Annotated in this window: 12 protein-coding genes; 6 read left to right on the plus strand and 6 right to left on the minus strand. The window is 71.1% G+C overall.

Translation table 11 applies throughout. The features are described from left to right. Window positions 1-37 precede the first annotated feature (37 nt). The 4 genes from ACRDSK_RS25375 to ACRDSK_RS25390 all read right to left on the minus strand — a co-directional run bounded on the left by ACRDSK_RS25375 (window position 38) and on the right by ACRDSK_RS25390 (window position 4,844). The gene (locus ACRDSK_RS25375) at window positions 38-616 is read right to left on the minus strand and encodes a DUF5336 domain-containing protein (RefSeq protein ID WP_431443765.1); all 579 of its coding nucleotides are present in this window, start codon (window positions 614-616) and stop codon (window positions 38-40) included. Window positions 617-818: 202 nt separating this feature from the next. Continuing rightward, a complete protein-coding gene (gene sucD / locus ACRDSK_RS25380; protein ID WP_431443766.1) occupies window positions 819-1,721 on the minus strand; it encodes a succinate--CoA ligase subunit alpha in 903 nt (300 codons plus the stop codon). Window position 1,722: 1 nt separating this feature from the next. Beyond that, window positions 1,723-2,901 (minus strand): ADP-forming succinate--CoA ligase subunit beta, encoded by a 1,179-nt coding sequence (gene sucC / locus ACRDSK_RS25385; protein WP_431443767.1) that lies wholly within the window; start codon window positions 2,899-2,901, stop codon window positions 1,723-1,725. Window positions 2,902-3,005: 104 nt separating this feature from the next. After that, entirely contained in the window at window positions 3,006-4,844 is a 1,839-nt protein-coding gene (locus tag ACRDSK_RS25390) for a hypothetical protein (protein ID WP_431443768.1), read from the minus strand. A 1,520-nt stretch (window positions 4,845-6,364) separates the two neighbouring features. On the opposite strand from ACRDSK_RS25390, the gene ACRDSK_RS25395 reads away from it, so the two are divergent. Further along, window positions 6,365-7,048 carry a M23 family metallopeptidase gene (locus ACRDSK_RS25395; protein ID WP_431443769.1) on the plus strand — a complete coding sequence of 228 codons (684 nt, stop codon included), beginning with the start codon at window positions 6,365-6,367 and terminating at the stop codon, window positions 7,046-7,048. On the opposite strand, the gene ACRDSK_RS25400 is transcribed toward ACRDSK_RS25395, so the two are convergent. Both ACRDSK_RS25400 and pcrA read right to left on the minus strand, forming a co-directional pair. Further along, entirely contained in the window at window positions 7,038-7,313 is a 276-nt protein-coding gene (locus ACRDSK_RS25400) for a hypothetical protein (RefSeq protein WP_431443770.1), read from the minus strand. The genes ACRDSK_RS25395 and ACRDSK_RS25400 overlap by 11 nt on opposite strands. A gap of 110 nt (window positions 7,314-7,423) precedes the next feature. Then, window positions 7,424-9,802 carry a DNA helicase PcrA gene (pcrA, locus tag ACRDSK_RS25405; protein ID WP_431443771.1) on the minus strand — a complete coding sequence of 793 codons (2,379 nt, stop codon included), beginning with the start codon at window positions 9,800-9,802 and terminating at the stop codon, window positions 7,424-7,426. Between the two features lie 249 nt (window positions 9,803-10,051). Between pcrA and ACRDSK_RS25410 the strand changes: the two genes are divergently transcribed. From ACRDSK_RS25410 to ACRDSK_RS25430, 5 genes are all read left to right on the plus strand, one after another. Continuing rightward, window positions 10,052-10,357: a chorismate mutase gene (locus ACRDSK_RS25410; protein WP_431443772.1), complete on the plus strand. Its 306-nt coding sequence runs from the start codon at window positions 10,052-10,054 to the stop codon at window positions 10,355-10,357. 94 nt (window positions 10,358-10,451) lie between these two features. After that, window positions 10,452-10,757, plus strand: a complete 306-nt coding sequence (locus ACRDSK_RS25415) for a hypothetical protein (protein ID WP_431443773.1) — start codon at window positions 10,452-10,454, stop codon at window positions 10,755-10,757. A 94-nt stretch (window positions 10,758-10,851) separates the two neighbouring features. Then, window positions 10,852-11,583 (plus strand): PIG-L deacetylase family protein, encoded by a 732-nt coding sequence (locus tag ACRDSK_RS25420; RefSeq protein ID WP_431443774.1) that lies wholly within the window; start codon window positions 10,852-10,854, stop codon window positions 11,581-11,583. Between the two features lie 112 nt (window positions 11,584-11,695). After that, a complete protein-coding gene (locus ACRDSK_RS25425; protein ID WP_431443775.1) occupies window positions 11,696-12,724 on the plus strand; it encodes a hypothetical protein in 1,029 nt (342 codons plus the stop codon). 176 nt (window positions 12,725-12,900) lie between these two features. Then, window positions 12,901-13,360 (plus strand): hypothetical protein (locus tag ACRDSK_RS25430; RefSeq protein WP_431443776.1); only part of this gene is annotated, 460 nt, incomplete at its 3' end.

Consider the following 13,360-nt stretch of genomic DNA (forward strand, 5'->3'; position numbering starts at 1 on the left):
GGAGCTCCGGTGCCACCCCCACTGGGCGTTCTCGGCGTTACTGCTGCGGGTAGCCACCCGGCGGCGTGCCCGGGTGCCCCTGGCCCGGCTGGCCGAACTGGCCCTGCTGCGGCGCGAAGGTCGTCGCCTGGCCGGGCGGCGGCGGGTACTGACCCGGCGGCGGCTGCTGCGGAAACTGGCCGGACGGCGGGTACATGCCGGGCGGCTGCTGGTGCCCGTACGGGCTCTGCTGCTGACCCGGCGTCGGCGCCTTGACGATGCCGGCCTCGAACAGGTATGCGGCGACGGCCCCGCCGGCCTGCAGGAAGCCGAAGATCAGCATCAGGATCGTGCCGATGCCGATGTCCGGGTCGGTCGTGAAGACGAAGAAGAGCACGGTCAGCAGGCCGGCCACGGAGAACGCGGCCGGCGCGATGCCGGTCTTCTTCGTGTCACCCGGCAGGATCGCCGGCACCACGAAGAGCGCGCCGAGCAGGAACAGTGCCGGCACCGGTGTCGGCGCCGCGAAGAAGCTCTGGTCCGCGCCGTCGAAGACGTCGGCGAACCCGAAGAAGAAGTTGATGAGTCCGAGTGCGCCGACGGCAAGGACCATGATCTGCGGCAACCCGAGCTTCATCCCACCTCCCGGCGGGGGGCCGTAGCCTCCCGGTCCCTGGAGCGGCTGCTGCGGGCCCTGACCCGGGTAACCACCCGGTGCCCCGCCTGGGTAGGTCATCGCGTTGCTCTCCTCAGCTCATTTTCCTCGTCGGGACCGCCGTTGTGGCCGGACGCTACACCAGCGTCCGGCCCCTCGTCCCGACTACTCGCAGACCCTGTAATCAGCCTGCCTCGTCTACTAGCTGCCGCGCGAGTTCCGCGGTTTCGGAAGGGGTTTTGCCGACCCGGACGCCGGCTGCTTCGAGGGCCTCTTTCTTGGCCTGCGCGGTGCCCGAGGAGCCCGAGACGATGGCGCCCGCGTGGCCCATCGTCTTGCCCTCCGGAGCGGTGAACCCGGCGACGTAGCCGACCACCGGCTTGCGCACGTGCTCCTTGATATAGGCGGCCGCACGCTCCTCGGCGTCACCGCCGATCTCACCGATCATCACGATGACCTCGGTCTGCGGATCGGCCTCGAACGCCGCCAGCGCGTCGATGTGCGTGGTGCCGATCACCGGGTCACCACCGATACCCACCGCCGAGGAGAACCCGATGTCACGCAGCTCGTACATCAACTGGTAGGTCAACGTCCCCGACTTCGACACCAACCCGATCGAACCGGCCTCGGTGATGTCCGCGGGAATGATGCCCGCGTTCGACTTACCCGGGCTGATCACACCGGGACAGTTCGGACCGACGACGCGGGTCCTGTTCCCCGTGGCGCACGCGTGCGCCCAGAAGCTCGCCGTGTCATGCACCGGGATGCCCTCGGTGATCACCACCGCCAGCGGAATACCGGCATCGACGGCCTCGATCACCGCCGACTTCGCGAACTTCGGCGGCACGAACACCACCGTGACGTCCGCACCGGTCTCTGACATGGCCTCGCCGACCGAGTTGAACACCGGCAGCGTCAGGCCGTCCTTGACGTCGGAGAAGTCGGCGCTCTGCCCGCCCTTGCCGGGCGTGACGCCGCCGACGACGTTCGCGCCGGACTTGAGCATGCGGCGGGTGTGCTTGGTGCCCTCCGCGCCGGTCATGCCCTGCACGATGATCTTGCTGTCCTCGTCGAGGAAGATCGCCATCTCACGCCCCCTGTGCGGCAAGCTCGGCGGCCTTGCGTGCCGCGTTGTCCATGGTGTCGACCTGCTCCAGGCCGGGCAGCGCCGCCTCGGTGAGGATGCGGCGGCCCTCGTCGGCGTTGTTGCCGTCCAGCCGGACCACGATCGGCTTGCTCACCGTGTCGCCGCGGCTGTCCAGGAGCTGGAAGGCCTGGACGATGCCGTTGGCGACCGCGTCGCAGGCGGTGATGCCACCGAAGACGTTGACGAACACACTGCGCACATCCGGGTCGGACAGGATGATCTCCAACCCGTTCGCCATCACCTCGGCCGACGCGCCACCACCGATATCCAGAAAGTTCGCCGGCCTCATCCCACCGAACTCCTCACCCGCATACGCCACAACATCCAAAGTGGACATCACCAGACCGGCGCCGTTACCGATGATCCCGACCTGACCAGCCAACTTGACGTAGTTCAGATCCTTCGCCTTCGCCGCCGCCTCCAACGGATCCTCCGCGGCAATGTCCACCAACTCCGCATGCCCCGGATGACGAAACGAAGCGTTCTCGTCCAGCGTGACCTTGCCGTCCAACGCCACGATCGCATCCCGCGGATCACGAACCAGCGGGTTCACCTCGACCAACGTCGCATCCTCGGAAACGAAGGTCTCCCACAGCTTCACCACAACCTCGGCCGCCTTCTCGGCGATCGCCTCCGGGAACCTCGCGGCAGCCACGATCTCCCTGGCCTTGACCAGATCCACCCCAGCCAACGCATCCACCGCCACCCTGGCCAACGCGTCCGGACGCTCCACGGCCAACTGCTCGATGTCCATACCGCCCTCGGCCGAAGCCATCGCCAGGAACGTGCGGTTCGCGCGGTCCAGCAGGAAAGAGAAGTAGTACTCCTCGGCGATGTCCGACGCCGGCGTCACCAACACCCGACGCACGATGTGCCCCTTGATGTCCAACCCGAGAATGGCCTCAGCCTTGGATCGCGCGTCGGCGGGGTCATCAGCCAGCTTCACACCGCCGGCCTTGCCGCGACCACCGGTCTTGACCTGCGCCTTGACGACGACGGTCTGACCGAGCTCCTCGGCGATCGCGCGGGCGTCGTCGGGGGTGTCGGCCACCTTCCCCGGCAACACCGGTACACCGTGGGCCCCGAAGAGATCCTTGGCCTGGTACTCGTACAGATCCACTCGACGCCTCTCCTGATCTACGACTGCGTGTCGGTGGGTTCGACACGGTAGAAGACCCTAGCGACGTGGGTGGACACCCGACGCACGGCGTCCGGTGAAGTCCCTCACCCTCGACGGCCGCGTTTGCCCACGGGTCGGCTGGGCTTGCGCTCGGCCGACTCCCGGGGCCGCGGCTCGGGTTCGTCCCGCGGCGTCGGGCCGGCGAGCGCGACGCCCGCGGCGATGAGGAACGCCACGAACGCGACGATCGCGAGCCAGGTGCCGGAGCCGGCGGCGGCGTCCGTGGTGCGGTCGCTGGTCATGGGGAGCTCGAGCGCGTGGATGCCGACGACCGCGGCGGCGCCGAGGAGCAGCGCGCCCGCGCGGGCCGGCCGGGCCACGGTGGCGAGCAGGCCGGCCACGATGACCACGAGCATCGCGACGACCAGTCCCCACGAGGCGAGGCGGAAGTCCGACCAGATCCCGGGCGCGACGAAGTCCGGCGCGGCGATCATGGGGAAGCCGAAGGCGCCGACGCTGAACAGGATCGCCGCGCCGGCGGGGGCGGCGACGGACAGGTGCGTGGTGCGCTCGGTGAGGTCGACGTCGTCGCGTTCGGCGCTGCCGGCGACGGCCGCGCTGATCGCCGCCGCGGCGGCGATCAGCATCGAGGCGGCGGCGAACCAGACGCCTGCTCCGATGTGGACGGTGTCGCTGATGCCGGCGCCGGTGAAGGCCGCGTCGAGGGTGGCGGTGCCGACGAGCACGACGGCGCCCAGGCTCACGACGAAGGCCGGCCGGACCGCGGCGGCCCACCGGTTGGCGAGCAGGGCCGCGCCGAGGGCGGCGACGAGGACGCCGACGGGGATGAGCTGGCGGTTGGCGTAGCTCTCCGGTTCGGCGAGCCCGTCGACGACGAGCTGCGGGCCGACGGCCCCGATGAGCGCGGCGACGCCGGCGAGCACGCCGAGGACACCGGTGACGAGGTGGACGCGACCGGTTTCCAGTTGGAGCTCGGTGTCGCCGCCCTCGCCGGTGGTCATGACCGTGCCGCGCAGGACGAAGATCAGGATGGTGAGGAGCAGCAGCGACGCGAGCGCCAGGTAGGGCCCGACGTCCGGGCTGAGCCGCTCGACGGTGAGCCCGGCGACGATCTGCGGCAGCGTCACGGCGGCGGTCGCGAGGAGCACGCCGAGGATGACCCCGCGCGCGACCGCGGGCCGGGCCGAGCCGGCCGCGAACACACACCCACCGACCACCGCGGCGACGATGAGCAGGAGGCCGACGCGGACGAGGGTGGGGCTACCGATGAGGTCGTGGCCGAGCTGGAAGGCGTTCTCGGACCGGAAGGGCGGCATGACGAGCCCGACGGCCGCGATGGTCGCGAAGCCGAGGGCCCAGCCCATCGCCCGGCCACGCGTCTTCTCCGAGGTTCGACGCTCGTCGGGTCCGTCGGATGCTTCGCCGGCGCCGCTCGGCCAACCGGCTCCGTTGCCCGGGCCGTTGGCCGCCGCGGGGTAGGCCGGTGCCGAGTAGGTGGCGTCGGTCGGGCCGGTGCCGGTTGGCCGCGAGTCGAGCTCGAGGCCGTACGCCGAGCCCGGGGTCGCGCCGGCCCGGCCCGCGGCGAGCAGGCCGGCCGCGCCCGTGGCGAGGTGACCGCCGACGAGCAGCCAGAGCCCGGTGGCCGGGACCAGCTCGGCGAGGCTGGTGGGGACGAGGAGCTCCGGTCGCGAGACCTGGAGGCCGTCCTGGATGAACTGCAGGTCGACGAGCGCGCGGCCCACGCTCAGCAGTCCGGCGCCGGTCAGCACGCCCGCGGCCGTGAGCGCACGACCGAAGATCACGAGCGCGACGGCGATGAGCGGCGGCGCGGCCGCGAGGAGCGTGAGCAGCGCGGTGCTGGCGAACCCCCGGTCAGGCGCGTCCTGAACGACGCCGACCGCCGGCCCCGCGATGAGGAGCACGGCCCCAACCACGGAAAACCCCAGCGCGATGCGGAGTTGAGGAGGCGCATCGGCCCAGCCGAGGCGTTCGGTCTGCTCGAACTGGCGGGTGCCGGCCTGCCGCCTGTGCACCCGCCCACGCGGCGATCGGGTCCCCGAAGTCATTGCCGAGCACGCTAGCAAGGTCCACCCCATCGCAACGTCGCCGCCCGAACGCCACGCCCCCATTTCGCCCGAATGGCCGCTAACGATCGGCGTGCGGACAGCGCACAGAGGCGGCTGTGCGCCGTCCGGAGGGGTGAGGGACCCGGCGGCCCTGGGAGGGGGCAGCCGGACTCCGGCGACGGCTGGCGCCGCGCAAAGGCCGGCCCGGACAGCGAAGTGGGCGGCGGCCACGCTCTTGCCGAATGCGGCAGAGCGCAACGGATGCGGGGCCGAGCATGGACCGCGGTCGGTGCGAGACCAGAAACGAGCACAGGCCAGGCACCCGCCGCCGGACGGAGCGGCCGATCAGGCGACCGGGGTGGGCCGTGGGCGACAGAGCACCGGGCAGCCGGGCAGCCGGGCGGCCGAGCGGCCAAGCGGCCAAGCGGCCAAGCGGCCAAGCGGCCAAGCGGAGAACAGTGCAGCACTGGCTAGCTGCGCAGGAGCAGAACCAACGCTCGGGCTCGACCTGGCAACCATGCGAGTCGCGCGACTGGGCGAGGACAGGGAGTGCGTGGCAGCACCAGGAGGCCTCGCGCCAAGGGGACGAGGACGAGAACGCCGGAGAGCCAAATCGGGCACGAGAGCCCGAGCGCCACCCCGATTCGCACCTGACGGCCCACGCGCCCAGCCGATCCGCACTTCCCAGGACCGAGCCGCGCCCAGCCGACCGGGCGTCCAAGGAGCCATCAACGCCTACCTACCCCAACCAGCCCACCCGCCAGCGCGTTGGCGTGGGCTGGTTGGGGTAGGTGGTTGGGCGATCTGGGGGTCAGAGCGGTTGGTGGGGTCGGGCTACGCCGAAAGGTGGGTTCGGCCAGGTCAGCGGGGGTTGTGGAGGGCTGGAGTGGAGTCACGGATGGGGCGGCGAGGTGGCCACGATGCGGGGGTAAACCTTGTGATTTAGTAACTTGGGTCACATCGCGAAAGTAAACTTCTATGCACTCTGGGTTATGTTTCCTGGCCAGTACTCTTTTGGCCCGCACTCGTTCGGCCGACACGAATCACGGAAGTTGCCCCAACCGCTTCCCCTTCGTTACTGTCCCGCCGTCCGTTGTCACAGTCCGGTCACGAAATGGGCAGGGTCGGCAACCCTAACTTGCCGACCAGCTGGGATCCCCCGCCTGGCGCCCACGTAGAGCTCGTACCCCACGAGCAAAGCGTTCGAGGCCGACTCCCCGAGACGGAAGGGCAGCAAAGTCTTGGCTCGACACCGCTCACCCGGCGGCGAGACCTGGGAGTGCATCGCGCTCGATGACGCGATGGCTGAGCGCACCCCGAACCGCAGCCGCGGTGCACACAGGGTCGCTCCTCCCTCTTCCGCCCTGCGTGGCCGTGTGGTCGTCGCCGCGGTCGCCGTCGGCGCGTTCGCCGCGGCCGCCGCAGGTCAGACGCTTCAGGGTGGTCAGCAACAGCAGCAGAAGTCGCCCGAGGTCCAGCCGCTAGCTGACAGCACGAACGCCTCGGCCGCGATCGGCATCGGCGGTGACTCCTCAGCGGCGACCCCCTCGTTCATGACGGTGGCCAAGCCCTCTGCCGGTCCACTCGAGGCGCAGAAGATCGCCGCCAGCGACAAGATCGTCAACGCGCGGGCCGCGAAGCTCGCCGCACAGGTCGCCGAGCAGAAGCGGCCCAAGTTCGTCCAGCCCGCCGACGGCCGGCTGACCTCGGGCTTCGGCGCCCGTTGGGGTACGACCCACTACGGCATCGACGTCGCCAACGCCCTCGGCACGCCGATCGTCGCGGCAGCGGACGGCGTCGTGATCGAGGCCGGCCCGGCGAGCGGCTTCGGCCTCTGGGTGCGCGTCCAACACTCCGACGGCACCGTCACGGTCTACGGCCACATGGACTCCTACTCGGTCTACGAGGGCCAGGAGGTCAAGGCCGGCGAGCAGATCGCGCGCATGGGCAACCGGGGCGAGTCGACCGGCACCCACCTGCACTTCGAGGTGTGGGCCGGCGAGGACGGTCTCAAGTTGGACCCGCTCGCCTGGCTCGGCGAGCACGGCCTCAGCTACTGAACCCACTGACCGACTCACCCGGCAGCCGCCGGACGAAGTAGGCATGGGCGACCCGCCACACGCTGCACATCGAACGCCGGTGGGCGCAGCCCGCGCAGCGACGCCCGGTGGTCCCGTGCAGTTCGAGCAACGCCCGCCAGGCGGCGGCCAGCCGGCGCGTCTCGTGCGCCAGCGGTCGACCCGACTCGCCGGCGGCCAACCTGTCGACCCCGTCCAGGTACCGACCGACGTTCTCGGCGAAGACCCGGTACAGCAGCTCGTCCACACCTAGGGACCCCCTCTGGTCTCTCGCGGGAAGCGGGTGCGTCCCGTTGGTGAGGATTAGACCGGAGGGGTCTGACAATTTTCGCACGCCAGTTCGAGGCGGGCGGGAAACTACAGCTTGACCAGCGGAACGCTGCCGATCAGCATCAGCCGGATCGTGCCCGAGGTGCCGAAGTCGATCGTCGCCGTGGCTCGCGGGCCGACGCCGTCGGTGGCCACCACTGTGCCCAGGCCGTACTTGTCGTGGTTGACCCGGTCGCCCACGTTCAGCGACAGCGACGGTGCGTCCTTCCAGCCCTTCGCCGGGCCGAACGGCGAGCCGCCCCGGGACCGCACGGCCTCCGAGCGGCGAGCGCCCCACGACGTGGGCGCGCTCGGCGCCGCACGCTCCGGCTGCACGCGCCGCCAGTCGATGAGGTCGGCCGGGATCTCGTCCAGGAACCGCGACGGCGGGTTGGTCATCGGCTGGCCCCACGCCGACCGGACGATCGCCCGGGACAGGTACAGCCGCCGCTGCGCCCGGGTGATGCCGACGTACGCGAGCCGCCGCTCCTCGGCCAGCTCGACCGGGTCACCCAGCGCCCGCATGTGCGGGAAGATCCCGTCCTCCCAGCCGGTGCAGAACACCACCGGGTACTCGAGCCCCTTCGCGGTGTGCAGCGTCATCAGCGTGACCACGCCGGTGGGCTCGGACTCGTCGGCGGAGTCGGCCTCGGCGTCGGGGACCTGGTCGGCATCGGCCACCAGCGACACCCGCTCCAGGAAGGCCGCCAGCGATCCCTGCTCGACGCCCGTGTCCGGCGGCGGCTCCTCGACGCCGTCCAGCTCGTGCGCGAACTCGCGGGCCACCGTGACCAGCTCGGTGAGGTTCTCCACCCGCGTGGCGTCCTGAGGGTCGTCGCTCTCCTCGAGCTCCGTGCGGTAGCCGGTGCGCTCCAGCACCATCTCCAGGACCGCGGCCACCTCGTGCCCCTCGTCCACCAGCGCGCGCAGCTCGTCGACCAGCGCCACGAACCCCGCGATCGCGTTGCGGGAGCGCGGGTTCAGCAGCGGCAGCTTGTCCGCGGCGGCCTCGCGCAGCGCGGCGTTGAACGAGATCCGCTCCCGGTCCGCGTGCGCCGAGACGACCGCCTCGGCCCGGTCGCCGATGCCTCGCTTGGGCACGTTGAGGATCCGCCGCAGGCTGACCGTGTCCTCCGGGTTGTTCAGCACCCGCAGGTAGGCCAGGGCGTCGCGCACCTCGCGCCGCTCGTAGAACCGCACGCCGCCGACCACCCGGTACGGGAGCCCGAGCCGGACGAAGATCTCCTCGAACACCCGGGACTGGTTGTTGGTGCGGTAGAAGACCGCGACGCCGCCGTAGGTCAGCCCCTCCCCGGCGGCACCGGAACCGTCCATCAGCCGGTCGATCTCCCCGGCGACGAACGCGGCCTCGTCGTGGTCGTTGTCGCCGACGTAGCCGACGATCTTCTCGCCGTCGCCGAGCGCGGTCCACAGCCGCTTGTCCCGCCGGTCGGGGTTGCGCGAGATCACCGCGTTGGCCGCGGACAGGATCGTCTGCGTGGAGCGGTAGTTCTGCTCCAGCATGATCGTGGTGGCCTGCGGGTAGTCCCGCTCGAACTCCACGATGTTGCGGATCGTGGCGCCGCGGAAGGCGTAGATCGACTGGTCCGCGTCGCCGACCACGCACAGCTCGCCCGGCTCCGTGCCGTTCTCGCCGGTGCCCACGAGCTCGCGGACCAGCGTGTACTGCGCGTGGTTGGTGTCCTGGTACTCGTCGACCAGCACGTGGCGGAACCGCCGCCGGTAGTGCTCCGCGACGTCCGGGAACCTCTGCAGCAGGTCGACCGTGCGCATGATCAGGTCGTCGAAGTCGAACGCGTTGGCCAGGCCCAGCCGGCGCTGGTACTCGACGAACACCTCGGCGGCCCGGCGCTCGAAGTCGTTGGCCGCGTCCTCGGTGGCCTTCTCCGGACCGATCAGCTCGTTCTTCAGGTTCGAGATGTGCCCGGCGAGCCCGCGGGCGGTATAGCGCTTCGGGTCGAGGTCGAGATCGCGCGCCACCAACGTGATCAGCCGGCGGGTGTCGTCGGAGTCGTACACCGAGAAGCTCGACTTCATGCCCAGCGTGGTGGCGTCGCGGCGCAGCACCCGCACGCACATCGAGTGGAACGTAGACACCCACATCGCGTTCGCCCGGCGGCCGACCAGCTCGACCACCCGCTCGCGCATCTCGGCGGCGGCCTTGTTGGTGAACGTGATCGCCATGATCTGCCCGGGATGCACGTCGCGCTCGGCCAGCAGGTAGGCGATGCGTCTGGTGAGCACCCTCGTCTTGCCCGAGCCCGCGCCGGCGACCACGAGCAGCGGCGAGCCGGCATGCTGCACGGCGCGGCGTTGCTGGTCGTTGAGGTCGGCGAGCAGCTCGGCCGACTTGCGGCGAGACGGCTTGACGGGGACTTCGGGAGGCATTTCGAACAGAGTGCTCATCTTGTGGCTAACGGTACCGGCCCGCACCGACAACCACGGCGCGGCAAGCCGGGCCGGGTGGACAGTTCGCGCCTCGCGGTGTCAGAATCCCTGACGTGCGACACCACGACTTCGAGTTTTTCTACGGGATCCGGACTCCGGCTCCCGTCGTGGTGTAGCGCCCAACAACGACAGCGGAAGCCCCGGAGTCCTCGGACCCCGGGGCTTTCGCCGTCGGGGGCCGGGGTTCCATCAACCGAGGAGCCCGACATGCAGCCCACCACCCCGACCGCGGGAGACGAGACGGTGAACGAGCAGCCGAGCCGTCCGGCCGACGACGACATCGACGAGCTGCGCAAGGAGATCGACTGGCTCGACGCGGAGATCCTGCGCCTCGTGAAGCGTCGGGTCGAGGTGTCCAGGACCATCGGCGCGGCGAGAGTGGCGTCCGGCGGTCCGCGGATCGTCTACAACCGGGAGATCGACGTGCTCGCCCGCTACCGCGAGCTCGGTCCGGAGGGGCGGGGCCTCGCGATGGCGCTGCTGAACCTGGGCCGCGGGCCGCTGGGGCGCTGAGGTTGGGGCGCTGAGAGACGGGGTCGCTGAGAGACGGCTCAGTTTCAGGGTTCTCACCGATCCGCCGCCGCGCGGATGCGGGCACACTGGAGTCATGCTCAACCTGATCGCCGTCATCATCGCCATCGCCGCGGTGGTGGCGACTCTCGCCCATGTGGGTTATCTCGCCATGCTGAACTCGGCCGCCGCCAAGCGGGCCGGCGGGACGCCGGTCGCGCAGTACGTCCGGTCCCGGTGGCCGGTCGCCGGCGTCACCACTGCCGGCGCCCTGCTCGCCTGGATCCTGACCGCCGGCACCGGGTTCGCCGACGTGCTGGCGATCCTGCTCGCCGCGGGCGCGGGCGGCGTGGCGACCAAGGCGCTCCAGTCGACCCAGCAGCGGTATCGCACCGGGGAGTAGTCCTCCGGCACCCCTCGTCACCCTGTCGAGTGGTGTGGTACGGGCACGCGCACCCCCACTCTCCAACCGTGGGCAACCGCTTACTCTGGGCCAGGTGACCACTCCGACCCCAAGCGAGAACGTGCGGTCGGCGCTTGTCGTAGCCGCACATCCGGACGACATCGACTTCGGTGCCGCGGGCACCGTCGCGACGTGGACGGCCGCTGGCATCGTGGTCACCTACTGCGTCTGCACCTCCGGCGAGGCCGGCGGTCCAGTAGACCGCGACGCCGCCGAGATGATCCGCACCCGCGAGGCCGAGCAGCGCGCCGCGGCCGCGCAGGTCGGCGTCACCGACGTCGTCTTCCTCCGCTACCCCGACGGATCGCTGACCGCGTCCATCGAGCTGCGCCGCGACATCACCCGCGTGATCCGCCAGGTGCGTCCGGACCGCGTGCTCGCCTGGTCGCCCGAGATCAACTGGGAGCGGGTCGGTACCACGCACCCAGACCACCGCGCGTCCGGTGAGGCCGCGTTCGCCGCGGTCTTCCCCGACTCCCGCAACCCGCACGCCCACCGCGAGCTGCTCGACGACGAGGGGCTCGAGCCGTGGACGGTGCCCGAGCTGTGGGTGAACGACGGGCCGGCGCCGCTGCGCAACCACGCAGTCGACATCACCGACACCTTCGACAAGAAGATGGCGGCGCTGCGCTCGCACGCCTCACAGGTGGGCGACGGCGTGGCGCTGGAGAAGGCGCTGCGGGCGAACTTCGGCGCGATCGCGCGGGCAGCCGGCCTGGGCGAGGGCCGGTACGCCGAGATCTTCCAGGTAGTCGACACGCGCTGAACGCGTCGCGTCGCACCGCGTCACGATCCGGGAGCAGAGAGGTCTCACAGCCATGAATAGCGGGGGATGGCCCTCGGCAGGGCCACGTCATGGCAGACACCGACGTGGTTCGGTGAACTCGGCCTGGACGCCGGCGGTCCGCCCGACCGAGGCGGGCCACCTGCCGGCGCACGCCCGGTTCGACTGGGCGCAGCCGCCGCCGATGGACGCCGACACCAGGCCGCTGGCGCTGGTCCCCCGCCAGCATGTCCCCAGCCTCGTCCCCAGCCGGCGCGAGCCCGAGCAGGCGGTCGTCCACGTCGTGCCGGAGACTCCGCCGCGCGGGCTGTCCGAGATGGCGATCGTGCACGTCGTGCCGGACACGCCGCCGCAGGGGCTGCGCAAGTTCGATCTCGGCATCGTGCCGGCGTCGGTCACCCCGCCACGCACGTGGCGCAAGGCGGCCTGGTTCGCCGTCGGCACCTCCGCGGCAGTCGTGTGCGGGCTCGCGGTCGCGGCCGTCCGGTTCGTGGGCCCGCCGCCGGCGAGCGACACGATCGACGCCCTGCCGGCGTTCCCGACCCAGGAGCTGGGCACGCTCCCGATCGACGAGACCACGACGGCGGCCAAGCCCAGCACCAGCAGGACCTCGCGCACGTCGACGTCGTCCGGCGACAACCCCGACACGGCCACGCACACCAGCGGTGAGGCGCCGCCACGACCCGGCTCTCCGGACTCGAACGCGCCGGGCTCCGCCGGGTCGGAGGACGGCACGCCGTCCGGCGAGACGACCGGGCCGGGCGCCGAGTCGACCTCGCCGCGGCGGACCACGGTCGGCCCGGCGCCGGTCACCCCGACCAACCCGCAGGCGATGGGCGACCGGACGGAGCGGTACTTCGCGCTGGTGACCGAGGACCCGCAGGCGGCGCACCAGATGTGCACGGGCGGGATGGCGCGCGAGGGGCCGGAGGGCATCGAGGCGCGGTACGCGGGCGTGGACCACGTGGAGGTTCAGCAGATCACGATCGACCGCAACGACGCGACGACGACGAGCACGGTCAAGGTCGTCCACGAGAACGGCACGGAGACGGTCGAGCATCGGCAGCTGACCTTCACCTGGGGCGGCGACCCGAAGATCAGCGACGAGTCGACGACGGGCTGAGCAGCCGGTTTTCCGTGGTGCTTGCTGACCGTTGCGGTGCCAACTAGCCCGATCGAGTGAACCTGCTTGCCTTCTGCCGACCCGTTCGAGTGGTACAGGGCGATTCGCTGGCGTGCTGGGCGGGACGCAAGGTACCTAGTTGGCCCTACCGAAACGCACGGAGGGGCTCGCAGAACGTGGATCGTCTGACGACCGGCCGGCGCCATGTGCGCGCCGGGTCGGTTTCCGTCACCGAGCTGATCACCAAGCAGGCCGCACCCGCGCCCGCGAAGGCGGAGCAGGAGTCGGCGCAGGGGTCGGCGCGGGAGCCGGAGCTGGTGACGGTGGACCCCGTCGTGGCCGGGCCGACCTCGCACCGGCGGCCGGCCGCGCGCGGCGTCCAGCTCGCCAAGATGACCAGCCTCGCCGTCGCCACGATCGTCCTGTGCGGCGCCGTCGGAGTGGCCTCCACGATCGCCCAGGAGCGCGCTGAGGAGCGCGGCGAGAAGTCCGGAACCACCGACCGCCCGGCGGAGCAGATCAACGGCGAGCAGGCTCTCCTGCCCGACGAGCTCAACCGCTCGCTGACGCCGACCGGCGCGAAGGCCGCGGCGCCGCCGCGACCCGCGCCCGCCACCCAGCCGCGTGCCGCCGCCC

The organism is Actinophytocola sp. (assembly GCF_050699915.1).
Lineage (GTDB): Bacteria > Actinomycetota > Actinomycetes > Mycobacteriales > Pseudonocardiaceae > Actinophytocola.

Excerpts from the sequence above, each read along its gene's own strand:
- ACRDSK_RS25375 (WP_431443765.1), bottom strand. The coding sequence starts at position 616 with ATGAAGCTCGGGTTGCCGCAGATCATGGTCCTTGCCGTCGGCGCACTC.
- sucD (WP_431443766.1), bottom strand. The coding sequence starts at position 1,721 with ATGGCGATCTTCCTCGACGAGGACAGCAAGATCATCGTGCAGGGCATG.
- pcrA (WP_431443771.1), bottom strand. The coding sequence starts at position 9,802 with ATGAGCACTCTGTTCGAAATGCCTCCCGAAGTCCCCGTCAAGCCGTCT.
- ACRDSK_RS25410 (WP_431443772.1), top strand. The coding sequence starts at position 10,052 with ATGCAGCCCACCACCCCGACCGCGGGAGACGAGACGGTGAACGAGCAG.
- ACRDSK_RS25415 (WP_431443773.1), top strand. The coding sequence starts at position 10,452 with ATGCTCAACCTGATCGCCGTCATCATCGCCATCGCCGCGGTGGTGGCG.